The sequence below is a fragment of the Bacillus sp. FSL L8-0358 genome (assembly GCF_038593095.1).
Taxonomy (GTDB): Bacteria; Bacillota; Bacilli; order Bacillales; family Bacillaceae; genus Bacillus; species Bacillus subtilis.
Genome location: NZ_CP151962.1, coordinates 1,897,686 through 1,913,575, shown reverse-complemented (window position 1 = coordinate 1,913,575; position 15,890 = coordinate 1,897,686). Strand labels below are relative to the sequence as shown.

The window sequence follows — 15,890 nt, the reverse complement described above, 5'->3', positions numbered from 1 at the left end:
ATGTATAATTTTGTAATTTATTTCTTATATAGGAGATGAAGAAAAGTGTTTAAGAAAATTGTGGTAGGTACGATTTTAGTTAGTTCAATTACAGGATTAAGCTCTACTTATGCTTCAGCTGCATCAATTGACCACACACCTAAAAAAGTCTCTGCGTTTGCAAAAGCACAATCCGATATTATACTAGAAGAGGAAGAAACGTTTAGAGGTGACGGAAAATTTTATTTTGATTATTATGGAAGTGAAGATGGCGAAATCAGAGTTTTTGTTGAGAATACAGGAAGCAATCCATTTGAATTCAAAATTGTAAAACCAGGTGGTGGAACAATCGCTTCCGGCTATACAGTTAAACCTGGCAAAAGTGTAACTCTAACTCTTGACGTATCACACTATAAAACCGGAACATATTATATTCGCTGTCAAAATGATGATGGAGCTAAGATAAAAGCTTTTGCAAAAGTACGTGCTCTCTAATAGGAATCCAATGGAGCAAGGAAGATTGTTGTTACTTCCTTGCTTTTTTCTGTGCTTTATACTGCAAACATCAAACAACAGATTCTAACCTGTATCCTTTGTATTGATGAACGATAAGTTTTTCCTGATTAGATTTCTCGTTATCATCTACCCTTAGAAAAAAATGTCCTAAAACAAATAATCATTTTTGTAATCCTCGGTCGCCGTACCCATTAACACCCCACTTACAAGCCTCATGTATCCCGTACTTGCTATTCGAACATTGATAAGCACCTTCTCGTATCACATGGATTTGCTGTTGAATGAATTCAAATAAAGTTGAATAAAATAAGATCGAATCATCCAACAATTAACATTTGCTCTTGCGGCAATAGGTGGTATTTATAATCCATAAGAAGGAAGGAAGCGTTGATGATAAAGCTTTGCCGAGAAGTTTGGATCGAAGTCAATCTTGATGCCGTTAAAAAGAATTTGCGAGCGATCCGCCGTCATATTCCACATAAGAGCAAAATAATGGCTGTCGTAAAAGCGAACGGTTATGGTCACGGGTCTATAGAAGTGGCACGCCATGCACTGGAACACGGGGCGAGTGAGCTCGCTGTTGCCAGTGTGGAAGAAGGAATCGTTTTACGAAAAGCTGGGATTACAGCACCTATCCTTGTGCTTGGTTTTACATCCCTTAGTTGTGTAAAGAAGTCAGCAGCTTGGAATATAACATTATCAGCATTTCAGGTTGATTGGATGAAAGAAGCAAACAAGATATTGGAAAAAGAAGCGAGTGCTAACCGGCTGGCCATTCATATTAACGTGGATACCGGCATGGGACGATTAGGTGTACGCACAAAGGAAGAACTTTTAGAAGTAGTGAAAGCCTTAAAGGCAAGTAAATTCCTCAGATGGACAGGGATTTTCACACATTTTTCGACAGCTGATGAACCGGACACAACACTCACAAAGCTGCAGCACGAAAAATTCATCAGTTTTCTCAGCTTTTTAAAAAAACGGGGGATTGAGCTGCCCACCGTGCATATGTGCAACACGGCTGCAGCTATCGCATTTCCGGAATTTAGCGCTGATATGATCCGTTTAGGTATCGGCTTATATGGTTTATATCCTTCAGCCTATATTAAACAACTAAATCTCGTTAAGCTTGAACCTGCGTTAAGTTTAAAGGCACGCATCGCTTATGTGAAAACCATGCGGACAGAACCCCGAACCGTTAGCTATGGTGCTACATACGTCGCAGAACCTAATGAAGTCATTGCTACACTCCCGATTGGCTATGCTGACGGCTATTCTCGTGCCCTTTCCAATCGCGGGTTTGTTCTTCATCGCGGAAAACGAGTGCCAGTGGCGGGAAGAGTAACAATGGATATGATCATGGTCAGTTTAGGAGAAAACGGTGAAGGTAAACAAGGAGAAGAAGTCGTGATTTACGGTAAGCAAAAAGGAGCCGAGATTTCCGTTGATGAAGTGGCTGAAATGCTCAATACGATTAACTATGAAGTCGTGTCTACATTAAGCCGCCGCATCCCTCGTTTTTATATAAGAGATGGCGAGATTTTTAAAGTATCAACTCCAATATTATACGTGTAGAACATCTTAAAATGCTGAATCAAGATCCCTCTACCTGAGGGATTTTGTTTTTTCTGAAACTAAAAAAATCCCTCCTATAAGAAGAGAGATTTTCAACATATTTATACCTCAATAACTGATTGTTCAGGAGTATTAAGATCGTGTCGAGAACGAAAATGCTCTTCTAATTCTTCAAGTGTACGCCCTTTTGTTTCCGGCATGAATTTGTATACAAAACCGATTGCCAATACACCTAAAGCCACAAATATAAAGAATGTAAAAGACAAACCTACAGAGCTAAGCAAGATCGGGAAAGCAAAACCGATCACAAAGTTTAATATCCAAAGGAAAAAAACACTTATCCCAGAACCAAGTCCTCTTAACCTTTGAGGGAATATTTCCGCTATGACAAGCCAAGTCACAGGTCCTACACACCCTTGCATAAAGGCAAGAAATAAAACGGTCAAAGAAAGCACTACATAAGGAAGTGCCATAGATCTATCAAGCACAATTGAGAAAATCGCAATCAATAGGAGCGCTGTAGTCGTCCCCGCCAAACCAATCAATAATATTGGACGCCGTCTCACTTTTCCGACCAGCCAAATCCCAAATATAACTGCAATAACTGATATCAGCCCATTTCCAATATTAGCGATTAAAGCCGCTTTTGTACCAAAACCAGATTCTTTAAGGATTTGTGTGCCATAATACATAATCGAGTTCACACCTGTAATTTGATTCACGATGGCAACACCGATTCCAATCCATAAAAGACGGCGCAGCCATGGTGTAGAAAAGTCCTTGAGTGATGCCTTTTCTAGTGTTGTATCTTTTTCTACCGCTTCTTGAATTTCTCTACATTCAGCTTCTGCACGTTTATCTTCTCGAATTTGTTTAAGAACACGCAGCGCCTCACTTTTTTTGCCTTTGGAGATTAGCCATCGGGGGCTTTCTGGGACCTTAAGCATACTGGCAAATAACATGATAGCCGGAACAGCACAAATGACTAGCATGTATCTCCAAACATGTCCCGTATTTGCCATTGTTACACCGAGGATCGCATTAAAAACATATGCTAAAAATTGCCCGCCAACAATCATTAGTTCATTTTGGGTTACCATACGCCCTCTCTTTTCATGCGGTGCCATTTCTGCTAAAAAGGCCGGCACCATCGCCGAGGCTCCTCCAACAGCCAGCCCCAGTAAAAAACGAAAGGCCGCCATGATGAAAACACTAGGTGCTAACGCTGTTCCCAGTGATGCCAGGAAAAATAAAAAGGAAAGATTAAGGATCATTTTACGTCGGCCATATCGATCAGCCAATCTTCCGCATAACAACGCTCCAAATGCGGCACCTAATAAAAGAATACTCGTAACAAGCCCTTCTGTAACCGGTGTTAAATCAAGCTGATCTGGCCTTGCCATAAAAGGTAAAGCTCCATTTATAACTCCGGTGTCATATCCAAAGAGAAGCCCTCCAAAAGTTGCTGAAATCATTATTAATTTCAACCTTCGATTTCGATGTTCATTCATATCCATTTCCCCTGCCTTTATTAAGAATACTTAATAAGCTCTTTCAGTGTGGATATTGAGTCAAAACTAAAGTCATCTCTATCTTAGATTTTCGCCTCTGGATTTGTAACCGTTTACATTTTTAGACAGTAGAATAAACCTAAGCTATTAGTTGTTATGTTGTAGTAATATTTTTGTCACATTATTGTCATTTCTCATATTATCATAATTCCAAAAGCATTTTCAATCAATATTATTTTCAGAATTATTTATTTCCGCTATGTGATGGTTATGTTTTGATCATCTTATTAGGATGTTAACTATTGGCAATTTGAGTGTTATAAGTTCCCTTGAAGTTTCCCATTCACAAAAAATGTCCACTATCGTTATAATGATGATGTTTAATCGCGAAAAGAGAAAATGATAAAGAGGGAATCAATATGAAGAAGATTTTGATCAGTATGATCGCAATCGTTTTAAGTATTACTTTGACAGCTTGCGGATCAAATCACGCAGTCAAAAACCATTCAGATTCTAATGGGACGGAGCAAGTCTCTCAAGATACTCAATCTAATGAATATAATCAGACAGAACAAAAGGCCGGCACGCCTCATTCAAAAAAGCAGAAGAAATTGGTCAATGTTACATTAGATAGAGCAATAGATGGAGATACGATTAAGGTTATTTACAACGGAAAGAAAGACACAGTTCGCTACTTGCTCGTTGATACACCTGAGACGAAGAAACCGAATTCTTGTGTTCAGCCATACGGTGAGGATGCGTCGAAACGAAATAAAGAATTGGTCAACAGCGGTAAGCTACAGCTGGAATTTGATAAAGGCGATCGCAGAGATAAGTATGGAAGACTGTTAGCATTCGTTTATGTTGACGGCAAATCTGTTCAAGAGACATTATTGAAAGAGGGATTGGCCAGAGTAGCATATGTATATGAGCCTAACACAAAATACATAGACCAATTCAGACTAGATGAGCAAGAAGCAAAATCAGAAAAACTGTCAATTTGGAGTAAGAGTGGTTATGTGACGAACAGAAGATTTAATGGCTGTGTGAAATAGAAAAACACTGTCTGTTAAAAAAAGCAGCAAACCTAGCAGAATGCAGTTTCCAAAGAATGAGAAAGAGATGATGGCGTGTCTAGTTTCCATTCTGCTTATCAAGCTAAAATCATGCAAATATGCCTGTAAAATTTCCGCTGTATAGTAACAATAAAAAACACCCCTTCACGTCAATGTGAGGGGGTTGTAAACATCCTTCCTATTTCATCATAAATCAAGAGATCCCTCTACCGTCGTTAGCGCGGTTTCATACATCTTACCCATTGGCATTCCTAAGCTTTCCCACTTCTTGAAGTGTTCGCTGACAAAATACGGTTCCGCTCGTTCGTTTTGTCTGCTGGACACTCCAATACTGTTTAAAGGTTGCGATACCTTATTCTCACCATCTTTTCAAAAGAAGGCAGCCATGTCATCAAAGGCCTTTAATGATGATTGATCATTAATTGTTCTTCGGTTGATCTCCAGACAATAACATCATTAGTTTTTTCGAAAGCTCTTCAAAGCTGTATTGAGATCCTTTGTGTGAGTGTAAATGTTCTTATACAAATCAAATAGTGTTTTATATTTTTGAACATTTTGCGCCTTTGGATAAAATGCAGCAGCCTCACGAATGAACTGCTCTGCACATTCTTCAAGGGATTCAAACCATCCGCTTCCAAAGGCAGCCAGCATTGCAGCCCCCATAGCTGGCCCTTGTTCATTTTCTAACTTAATTACCCTCGTATTGAAAATATCAGCTTGCATTTGCAGCCACGTATCATTTTTAGCTCCCCCACCAATAGAAACAACAGTATGAACTGATTTTCCCGCTTCGCGGAATAGCTCAATTGATTCATGTAAAGAGAATGTGATACCTTCCATTATTGCCCTCAAAAAGTGCTTTCTATTGTGGGCTCCATCCATTCCGATCAAGCTTCCCCGAATAGAAGAATCAGCATGCGGCGTTCTTTCACCAACCAAATAAGGAGTGTATAGCAGTCCATTAGCTCCTATCGGAATAGCTTCCACCCCCTGCAATAATTGCTCAAACGATTCGTTTGGTGCAAACGTTCTTTTAAACCAGTCCAAGCTGTATCCTGCAGCGAGCGTGACGCCCATCTTATAAAAAGAATCCTTTTTTCCATGATTAAAAAAGTGGACTTTGCCTTTAAAGTCTCTTTCTTTTTCTTCTTCGTAGGAAAGGATGACCCCTGACGTCCCAATACTGCATAATGTTTTTCCGGAAGAAAGGATACCTGCTCCAATAGCGCCGCAAGCATTATCTGCTCCCCCAGCGTACACTTTTGTTTTTTCTAATAGCCCGGTCTTGGCGGCAACGTGCGGAAGCAGCGACCCTACACAATCATGAGATTCAACAAGCGGAGGACAAATATCTGCAGAAATACCAATTTGATTGCAAATATCATTGCTCCACTCCTTGCGAGTAATATGTAAAAGTAAAGTTCCTGCTGCATCGGAGTATTCGGTGTGAATGGCACCGGTCATACGGAATCGCACGTAGTCTTTCGGAAGCAAAAAAACAGCAGTTTTTTTAAAAAGTTCAGGTTCATGTTCCTTTACCCATAACATTTTAGGTAATGTAAACCCTTCTAAAACACGGTTTTTTGTGATGTCAAGAAGATGATCGCCAAATTTCTCGGTCATCCTTATACATTGAGGCGTTGTTCTGGTATCATTCCAAAGAATTGCATTACGTAACACCTGACGATCTTGGTCAAGCAGTACTAATCCATGCATTTGTCCCGAATAGCTTATCCCGTCAATATCCTTGGCTTGAACATTGGATATAGAAACCAATTCAGCCAATGCTTCAATTGTTTGCTGCACCCAGTCCTCAGGATTTTGCTCACTATATCCCGCCTTCTCTTGGATGAGCGGGTACCTTTTGGACGTTTCTGCACAAACCTTGCCGTTTTGATTAACTAAAATGGTTTTAACAGCACTCGTTCCAAGATCTATTCCAATGACATACTTCATTTTTTCACTCCTTGCCCTTTTAAAAAACCATTCACTCTAAATAAATCCTAATTATAGAAGTTACCCGTCATAACAACAAGCAATAGGAAAGGAATCATGACGGGTAATTCAGTGACTTGGTATTGATAGCAGGATCTGGAGCTTATCCTGTTATACTTCTAAAATGAATTGGTTCAATATCGCTTTTAATTGCTCCTGTCTTCCAGATTCGTTTTTAATTGATTTATGATTTAGCGCATATTGCTCAAGTGTGTGGAAATTAGCTCTTCCTTCTATAATTTCAAGACCAATCCCTTCAGTAAAGCTGCGGTAACGATGTTGAATCACATCTTCAAACACACGATCTTCGATTAATTTGTGGGCAACTTTCAATCCTCTTGCAAATGCATCCATCCCTGCAATATGGGCATATATTAGATCATCAGGCTCAAAAGAAGATCTTCTGACCTTCGCGTCAAAGTTTAATCCGCCGCTTCCTAGGCCGCCATTTTGCAGGATTTCGTACATTGCTAATGTCGTAGAATATAAATCCGTCGGAAATTCATCCGTGTCCCAGCCTAAAAGAGGATGACCCTGGTTTGCGTCAACAGAGCCAAGCAGACCATGTACTCTTGCCATGCGCAATTCATGTTCGAATGTATGCCCAGCTAATGTGGCATGATTGGCTTCAAGATTTAATTTAAAATGATTGTCTAAGCCATATTGCTTCAAAAAGGCAATGGTTGTTGCTGCATCTGTATCGTATTGATGGGTGGTCGGCTCTTTTGGTTTTGGCTCAATCAAAAACTGCCCTGTGTACCCGATTTCCTTCGCATAATCCACTGCCATATGCATAAATCTAGCCAAATTATCAAGCTCAAATTTTAAATCGGTATTTAACAATGTTTCATATCCTTCACGGCCGCCCCAAAATACATAGTTCTCAGCGCCAAGCTCTTTTGCTGTTTCTAACCCTTTTTTCACTTGTGCTGCAGCATACGCAAACACATCTGCATTGCAAGAAGTCGCGGCACCATGGACGAAACGGGGATTCGTAAACATGTTTGCAGTATTCCATAATAGCTTAACGTTGCTATTTCTCATGTAATCTTTAATCATGCCCACGATCATATCTAAATTTTGGTTAGTCTCTTTTAGCGTACTTCCTTCTGGTGCAATATCCCGGTCATGAAAAGCAAAAAATGGTGCATCTAGTTTTTCAAACATCTCAAATGCTGCTTCTACTCTCACCTTCGCTAGATCCATACCTTTATAGTGATCCCATGGTCTTTGCATCGTAGCTGCTCCAAAAACGTCTGTTCCATCAGCGGTAAATGTATGCCAATAGGCAATAGAAAATCGCAAATGTTCTTTCATCGTTTTTCCGCCGATTACTTCTTGAGGATTATAATATTTAAATGCTAAAGGATTAGTCGAATCTTTCCCTTCGTAAACCACTTTGTTTGCGCTTCCAAAATAGTTGATTGAACTGGAATGAGATTGAGCCATGTAATTTCCCCCTTAAAAATAAATTCAAAACATGATCATTCAAATACAAATGCATTTTATTTCATCTTGTAAGTTACCTATTAGTTTGTTGTTTAAACAAACTAACTTATTTTCATCTTATATAACCTCATCAGTATTTTCAATATTTTTTTAGTTTTTTATGAACACATTAGATATAATAAAGGGAAGATTCGCTATGTACTATGTTCATACTTAATTTAAAGATTAAACAAATGGAGTGGATGAAGTGGATATCGCTGATCAAACCTTTGTCAAAAAAGTAAATCAAAAGTTATTATTAAAAGAAATCCTTAAAAATTCACCTATTTCAAGAGCAAAATTATCTGAAATGACTGGATTAAATAAATCAACTGTTTCATCACAGGTAAACACGTTAATGAAAGAAAATCTGGTATTTGAAATAGGTCAAGGACAATCAAGTGGCGGAAGAAGACCTGTCATGCTTGTTTTTAATAAAAAGGCAGGATACTCCGTAGGAATAGATGTTGGTGTGGATTATATCAATGGCATTTTAACAGACCTTGAAGGAACGATCGTTCTTGATCAATACCGTCATTTGGAATCCAATTCTCCAGAAATAACGAAAGACATTTTGATTGATATGATTCATCACTTTATTACGCATATGCCCCAATCTCCGTACGGGCTTATTGGTATAGGTATTTGCGTGCCTGGACTCATTGATAAAGATCAAAAAATTGTTTTCACTCCGAACTCCAATTGGAGAGATATTGACTTAAAATCTTCGATACAAGAGAAGTACAATGTGCCTGTTTTTATTGAAAATGAGGCAAATGCTGGCGCATATGGAGAGAAAGTATTTGGAGCTGCAAAAAATCACGATAACATTATTTACGTAAGTATCAGCACAGGGATAGGGATCGGTGTTATTATCAACAATCATTTATATAGAGGAGTAAGCGGCTTCTCTGGAGAAATGGGACATATGACAATAGACTTTAATGGTCCTAAATGCAGTTGCGGAAACCGAGGATGCTGGGAATTGTATGCTTCAGAGAAGGCTTTATTAAAATCTCTTCAGACCAAAGAGAAAAAACTGTCCTATCAAGATATCATAAACCTCGCCCATCTGAATGATATCGGAACCTTAAATGCATTACAAAATTTTGGATTCTATTTAGGAATAGGCCTTACCAATATTCTAAATACTTTCAACCCACAAGCCGTAATTTTAAGAAATAGCATAATTGAATCGCATCCTATGGTTTTAAATTCAATGAGAAGTGAAGTATCGTCAAGGGTTTATTCCCAATTAGGCAATAGCTATGAATTATTGCCATCTTCCTTAGGACAGAATGCACCGGCATTAGGAATGTCCTCCATTGTGATTGATCATTTTCTGGACATGGTTACAATGTAATTTTAATGGAATGTACAGCTCATCTTTAAAGATGAGCTTTTTTATTCTAGGAGTATTTCTGAAGCAATATTGATATAGGCACCTTCTCATATGAAAAAGGAGTTCTAAAATAGAAATCTCCTTTTTCATGTTCAAATTATTTTTCTTTATAACGAAAATATCTAAAGTCGGCCGGAATATGATTACCACTGGTATCTTGGCATTGCATCCCTACAAAGGCCCCTGTGAAGAATCCTCCCCCACGGATGTAATCATCTGATAATTTTTTCGATTCCAGTGCAATGTCAATTTTGTGCCAATCTTCTTTGTTAAAAGAATAGAAATAATAATATTTGTCCTTTTCAATATTTACTTTTAAATATACATACTTTACTTCACGAGGAATAACAATTTTATTATTTAATGGCTGTGAAAAAGAAAAGTTGTCACATATTGTTAATTCAAGAATGCGGCCAAGTTCTTCATCATGCGTGACTTGAAGAGCCGTCCAGTTCTCTGTATTGTAGTAATTCACCAATCCAGCGGCTTGTTGAAAATTTTCCGGATAAAACTCAACAGCAGTTTCGGCTTCAAAATGGAGACTTTGCCAGCGTCTGGCTACAAATGCCTGAGTAAATGTCGAGGTCAATGATTCATGACCAAATAATCGTAAATGATTTGGCGCTTGAGTCAATGAACCTAATTCATTCGTGAATGGAATCCTTAAAGTTTGAAAATTTATATTTAATGTTAAATCCTCAAATTCATCAACTTCCGGGTACGTTGCTTCAAATATTGTTTCGGGTATAGAAGGTGCATCTACCTCCAAGCTTCCTTCTTTTCCACCTACTACATAGGGCCATTCATCTTTCCAGTAAAGTTTTTGAATAGCTGTTTCTCTGCCCAAAGGACAGTATCCTCTCTGCTGAAAAATTGAATCATCGTCAGGATGAATAGGACGTCCCGTTAAATGAGCTAAATACCACTCATCTGTATGTGTTTGAACAATGGATGCATGACCACATTTTTGCAATGGATTTCCTGGGTCATGCCATGACGTTAAGATTGGATTATCGGGATGAACTTCATATGGCCCCTCAATATTTGCAGAACGGGCAATTGTAGCAGCATGTTCGTACCGTGTTCCTCCTTCTGCAGTTAATAAATAATAATAGTTCCCGATATGATAAAGGTGCGGAGCTTCTGTCAGTTTTCTATCAGTTCCTTCAAATATAACTTTTGGTTTACCGATTAATTTTTGCTCTTTATCAGAATATTCCTGTATAACAATTCCTCCAAATGAGTGCCGATCAATACGGTGATCCCATAACATATTTAATAAATACTTTTTTCCATCCGTATCATGGAACAAAGAAGCATCAAACCCCGAGCTATTTAATGTAATCGGCTCACTCCAATCACCATTAATCGTTTCACAAGTAACTAAATAATTGTGACAATCTTTCCATGCGCCATCGACTACCTTAACATCCGTATAGATCAGCCAAAACTTCCCATCACTATAGCTTAAACATGGTGCCCAAACCCCACCTGAATTTGGATTTCCTTTCATGTCTAATTGTGAAACTCTCTGTAATGGATGTGCAACTAAGTGCCAATTTACTAAATCTTTTGAGTGGTGTATCTGGACTCCCGGGAACCACTCAAATGTAGATACCGCGATATAATAATCCTCTCCTGCCCTACAAATACTTGGATCGGGATTGAATCCTTTAAGTACGGGATTGATAATTTTCATATGGAATTCCTCCTCAGTTTATTTTCTTTTTTAAGCCTTGAAATCATCAATATGATCCAAATAAACTTTGTCTCTATTCTCTAATTCTCGAATCATGTTTTTATATTTTTTCTCATCTAAGTTATAGAAATTAATATCAATTAAAGCTAGAACCAGCAAGAACACGGGTATAATGGTTGTTGTAATTAAAATCCCTGTTAATGCCGCTGGGGTTTGTGCCTGATTTGCCACATATCCAAACTTATCAAGAACCAGACCCGGAACAACTCCTCCTAAGGCCATACCAAACTTAAAGAAAAATCCGATTATAGCGTAAATGAGCCCACCCATTCTTTTCCCAGTCCTGTACTCTCCATATTCTATTGTTTCAGGAATAAGCGCCCACATATATCCCCCGGCAGTGAGACTTCCAGCAGCAGCGATTAATCGACAGCCAAGTATGAGGTAAACATTACTTGGCGGAACAAACAGTAAAGCTAAGAGGCCGATAATATTCAGTAATAATGCATAGTTTAGTAATTTCTTTTTCCCCAAAAATTGATGAAGCCTTGGAATAAACGGTAAAATGACCAAAGCGGGCAAACTTCCTATCAAACCGTACCACTTCACCAAATCCTCTCTTTCTAAGTTATACGTTACGTAATAAATGCCAACCGAATTACTGATGGAATTCACTCCAAAAATAATAATAAAGAAAATACTTAATACAACAAGTGGACGATTAACACGAAACTGCTCAAATATATCCGTAAATTTAATTTTTTCTTCGGATTTTTGAAGAGTGACCCGCTCATTTGTGCTTTTAAAACAAAAGATTAAAAGGCACCCGCCTATCATTCCCAAAATACCCATGGTTAATTGCCAGCCAAGAGACTCGTTGCCGGAAGTATCGCTTAAATAAGCAGCCAGTAAGGGAACAAAAAATGCAACGACAAGTCCCCCAAGATTCGCAAATAACATGCGAACAGAAGTTATACTAACAACTTCTTGATTATTTCTAGTCATTGCAGAAGTTAACGCGCCATATGGAACGTTTATCGTTGTGTATGTAAGCGACAAGCCAACATAGGTTATATAGGCATATATTAATTTCCCCATATCCGAAAAGTCTGGTGTTGTAAAACAGAGTATTGCCAGTATGACAAATGGAAAAGCTCCGAATAAAAGATACGGTCTAAAGCGTCCAAATCTGCTGTTCGTTCTGTCAACTATTGTTCCGATAAAAGGATCAGCGAGAGCGTCGATTATTCTAACCACTAAAAACATAGTACCGGCTGCTGCTGCCGATAAACCAAATACATCTGTATAGAAGAACAAAAGATACGTAGACACTGTTGCATAAATTAAATTACAAGCAAAATCTCCAGACGCATATCCAACTTTTTCAACCATGCTAATCTTCTTTACATTTTCACTGAGCATGATTTCTCCCCTTTTCGATCCTTTAATATGGAACAGTGTGAAACGGTATAACAATTTCTCGAATGTACGGTCAGTAAACGTTTATAAAAGCGCTTTCAAAACAGTGCAAAAAAAATATGGTGATCAGCAAGCAGAAAATTCATCTTTTTTCGTCATACCTTATATATCTGGAAAAGGATAAAAGCCTCATTCTTTCGTTTCTTATATTGTTTAGCTCCATTAAATCGATCCTCTTATCCCCCTTCCATCCATATTCAGTAAGACCTTATCTTGTGGACAATGAAAGTTCATCTTATTAGTTTGTTGATCGAACAAACTAACTTGATTTAATATTATAAAATCCTTTCAACTTTTTCAACATCTTTTTCAGAAAGTTTAAACAGGTAAGCAAAACTCTAAAAACCCTGAAGATCATTTTTACAATCTCCACTTTAAAAGAATTCTTTCATCTAAAAAGCCTTTTGTATTACTAAAAAAATCGGTTCCATTTGTTGTAATAAGTGTATAGAATTTTAAATTCATAGTATACTTCATTCCCCAAGTTCTCCAACCAAAAGCAGTCTATTCAGATCTGCTCCTTAGTGTTTTCTTCTTTTAACTTTTTGTTTAGCTTAAACCCAATTAAGACATTGACAATCGCTGCTGGAAAATATAAAATTCCTGCACCCATTATTCCCAGAGCAGTACTTAAACTCACTATAAATGCCTGCATTTCTGTGTTTCTTGACTTCAGGTTAAGTAATACTAGGATACCGGCTAAAACCCCTATAAGCCGTGCAATACCTGAAATCAAGAAATCTGTTAGGACTCCAAATAATTGTCCAATAATTGATATCACAATTCCGAAAAAGCTGGATAATAAAACTAATTTTTTCATGGTATTCCCCTCCTTTTGATGCGTGAATGCCGATGTTGTGGAATGAAAAAGAGCATTTAGTTTAATGCTCTTTTTGCTTTTGGTATCAAACAGTCATATACAAAGAAATTTATGTATTTAACTTTTCATCATTTTTAAAAGTTCTTCCTATTCCTTTTGTAACCTGCATAGAGGCCGCCAAAAATAACTATAACATTACAATATTCAAGTCAATTCCCCCAATTAAAAATAACACTTCTTATGTTCTCGGATTAATTAAACAATCTGAATATTTACTCTGTTTGTTTCAGCAGCCTTTACTTATTGTGAACGGTGTAAACACATTATTTAAATCAAATTTAAATTCGCAGAAATATTGAGTCCCAGAACCAATAAATTAACGCAGCAATAATGCTCATAATATAATACCCAAAGCTTCTGAATACGGTAAGAGCATTTGACGGATAATCAACAAACCAGAAAAAAAAACACAGCTAAAAAGGCTACTGCAGCATAAATTAACAAATTGATCAAACTGAATTTTCTGGGCCTTCTTCTTAGTAATTTTTGCAAAGGAATAGCAAATAATAAGTAAGTGATAAATGAGTAGAATGCTATGATTCCTATTGTGATTAATGCGATCGCCATAAAACCTGAATAAACAAACATATACAAGCCAAAGATTAGACCATATGATAAGCTTGAAAATACCAATGTATAAGCGTAACTGCCTAACGGTTTATATAACCACAAAATGGTACCTCCGCTATTCTTTAAATTTTAAACTCCAAATAACAAAGTCCCTCCTATAAACCAGAAAAAAGGAAATGGAAACATAATTGCATTTAAGACAATCCCATATACAGCACACCGTTTATTTGTCTTTATTGAAACGAACGCTAAAATGATTCCTATAGGAGAAAGTAATAATGGAAAAAACACCGGCATTCCTTGCCACGGAATTGACATAACTCCCGTAAAAAAATTAATAATTAAGATAGCTGAGATAATTGGAATCGTGATTGAAAAAATAGCTGCAGCTTTTCTAATATTCATATTGAAAGCAAGTCTCCGTTCTCCTTAAAATTGTAGTTTTATTTAGTCTTGAGAAAGTTTGTCAAAATCTCTTTCTTTCATTTCAGGCAGAGTTATATCAATCCCTAACATTTTTATTAATTCTTGTACGTAGCTTTTTATTGCAAGTATATTAAATGGGAAATCGAAATCAAAATCCTCTTTAACGCTTAGAGAATATCCATTGCATACGAACAGTTATGCTTCATACCCAAAAGAATACGATTGATCAGATAACTCAAAGTGAGTAACTAAATAAACACTAATAAGGTTTCCACCTTGAGAATCAAAATCTACTAATCTTTCATCATGAATGCTTCTTCAACATTGTCTAGATCCTCCTTAAAATCACTTTAAAACTACTGTTCTACTTAGAAATTAAACATCTTGGTCGCATTTTTCATTCTTCCGCCATGGAATAGTATTTCGGCGAGTTATTGCAACAGGTATTAATAGTAGAGTACCGACAGTAAGCAACATAAAAAAGATCACAAACAGCGCACCTGTTCCCGGAACAATTTCTTCATAGGTAATAAAGCGCTCCTTCCCCTGCAGGACGAAGAACCGAGAATTTTCGAGAAAGGCCAGATGAAAAGCGATAGACGTCCATAAGCTTCCTGTTACAATACGCAGGAGTTGAAGGATGCATCCAAAAGTCAACAATAAAACGATGTAATCTAATGTGATAGCAGGTGATTCAATTCCAGCTATATATTGCAAAACACTTACAATTATTGGTGCAAGCACAAACAGGATTGGTTGTAGGAGTAAGGCCATAAAACAGTTCCAACGCTTATTTAGAGCATAGTACACCGTCCCGCGAAAAGTTAATTCCTCTGGAAAAGCTTCATAAAAGAAAGCGATAATCATATTTAAGAGCAATGCTGTCACTAAATGGACAGAGAAGTGGAATTGCGTAACTTTGATCCAGCCTAATAAATGGGCGATAGCGAAACCAGACCCGGATAATACAATCACATATATTGCTCCTATTATGGCTTTCGGAATGGCTTGCCGCCACCCAGACAGTCCTATAGAATAAAAGGGTCTACTAGACATCTGTTTAAGAAGAATGTAGAGCAACGGGACAGTTATTAATGTGACTAAACCTGCTTGGATGCCTTGCTTCAAAAGCTTGGAAGCTCCTGCTTGGCTAGCTATTGAACCGACTAAAGTAGCAAAAAACAAAGCAAATACGAATGTTCCCCAACTGAGCAAGACAGTCCCTAACCATTTATGATGATTGTCTTGTTTTCCGCTTTTGGTGAGATGAATTTGCATTTGGATACCCCTCTCA

General features: G+C 37.6%; 12 protein-coding genes and 3 pseudogenes. 4 read left to right on the top strand and 11 right to left on the bottom strand.

The features are described from left to right. The first annotated feature begins 45 nt into the window (after window positions 1–45). Both NYE49_RS09610 and alr read left to right on the top strand, forming a co-directional pair. Window positions 46–474 (top strand): hypothetical protein, encoded by a 429-nt coding sequence (locus NYE49_RS09610; RefSeq protein ID WP_047182661.1) that lies wholly within the window; start codon window positions 46–48, stop codon window positions 472–474. Window positions 475–885: 411 nt separating this feature from the next. After that, window positions 886–2,070, top strand: coding sequence for an alanine racemase (gene alr / locus NYE49_RS09605; protein ID WP_047182660.1), 1,185 nt, complete (start codon window positions 886–888; stop codon window positions 2,068–2,070). Window positions 2,071–2,171: 101 nt separating this feature from the next. Here the strand turns inward: alr and NYE49_RS09600 are convergent, their stop codons facing one another. After that, window positions 2,172–3,587, bottom strand: a complete 1,416-nt coding sequence (locus NYE49_RS09600) for a sugar porter family MFS transporter (protein ID WP_047182659.1) — start codon at window positions 3,585–3,587, stop codon at window positions 2,172–2,174. Between the two features lie 413 nt (window positions 3,588–4,000). Between NYE49_RS09600 and yncB the strand changes: the two genes are divergently transcribed. Then, the gene (yncB, locus tag NYE49_RS09595) at window positions 4,001–4,636 is read left to right on the top strand and encodes an endonuclease YncB (protein WP_342411017.1); all 636 of its coding nucleotides are present in this window, start codon (window positions 4,001–4,003) and stop codon (window positions 4,634–4,636) included. Between the two features lie 207 nt (window positions 4,637–4,843). Here yncB and NYE49_RS09590 read toward each other — a convergent pair. From NYE49_RS09590 to xylA, 3 genes and pseudogenes are all read right to left on the bottom strand, one after another. After that, a pseudogene (locus tag NYE49_RS09590) lies at window positions 4,844–5,009 on the bottom strand (glycoside hydrolase family 11 protein); the annotation flags it as partial. A 104-nt stretch (window positions 5,010–5,113) separates the two neighbouring features. Continuing rightward, window positions 5,114–6,613, bottom strand: a complete 1,500-nt coding sequence (xylB, locus tag NYE49_RS09585) for a xylulokinase (protein ID WP_342411016.1) — start codon at window positions 6,611–6,613, stop codon at window positions 5,114–5,116. Between the two features lie 150 nt (window positions 6,614–6,763). Next, window positions 6,764–8,101: a xylose isomerase gene (gene xylA / locus NYE49_RS09580; RefSeq protein ID WP_342411015.1), complete on the bottom strand. Its 1,338-nt coding sequence runs from the start codon at window positions 8,099–8,101 to the stop codon at window positions 6,764–6,766. A gap of 247 nt (window positions 8,102–8,348) precedes the next feature. Between xylA and NYE49_RS09575 the strand changes: the two genes are divergently transcribed. Next, a complete protein-coding gene (locus NYE49_RS09575; RefSeq protein ID WP_153529763.1) occupies window positions 8,349–9,503 on the top strand; it encodes a xylose repressor in 1,155 nt (384 codons plus the stop codon). Between the two features lie 136 nt (window positions 9,504–9,639). Here NYE49_RS09575 and xynB read toward each other — a convergent pair whose 3' ends face one another. The 7 genes and pseudogenes from xynB to NYE49_RS09540 form a co-directional block, all read right to left on the bottom strand. Beyond that, window positions 9,640–11,241, bottom strand: coding sequence for a xylan 1,4-beta-xylosidase (gene xynB / locus NYE49_RS09570; RefSeq protein WP_342411014.1), 1,602 nt, complete (start codon window positions 11,239–11,241; stop codon window positions 9,640–9,642). Between the two features lie 30 nt (window positions 11,242–11,271). Further along, entirely contained in the window at window positions 11,272–12,663 is a 1,392-nt protein-coding gene (locus NYE49_RS09565) for an MFS transporter (RefSeq protein ID WP_342411013.1), read from the bottom strand. 565 nt (window positions 12,664–13,228) lie between these two features. After that, window positions 13,229–13,540 carry a hypothetical protein gene (locus tag NYE49_RS09560; RefSeq protein WP_342411012.1) on the bottom strand — a complete coding sequence of 104 codons (312 nt, stop codon included), beginning with the start codon at window positions 13,538–13,540 and terminating at the stop codon, window positions 13,229–13,231. 338 nt (window positions 13,541–13,878) lie between these two features. After that, window positions 13,879–14,275, bottom strand: a pseudogene (locus NYE49_RS09555) (UPF0715 family protein). Window positions 14,276–14,299: 24 nt separating this feature from the next. Further along, window positions 14,300–14,575: a hypothetical protein gene (locus tag NYE49_RS09550; protein WP_342411011.1), complete on the bottom strand. Its 276-nt coding sequence runs from the start codon at window positions 14,573–14,575 to the stop codon at window positions 14,300–14,302. 42 nt (window positions 14,576–14,617) lie between these two features. After that, window positions 14,618–14,908 (bottom strand): annotated as a pseudogene (locus tag NYE49_RS09545) (hypothetical protein). 63 nt (window positions 14,909–14,971) lie between these two features. Further along, window positions 14,972–15,874 (bottom strand): CPBP family intramembrane glutamic endopeptidase, encoded by a 903-nt coding sequence (locus NYE49_RS09540; RefSeq protein WP_342411010.1) that lies wholly within the window; start codon window positions 15,872–15,874, stop codon window positions 14,972–14,974. Between the last annotated feature and the right edge of the window lie 16 nt (window positions 15,875–15,890).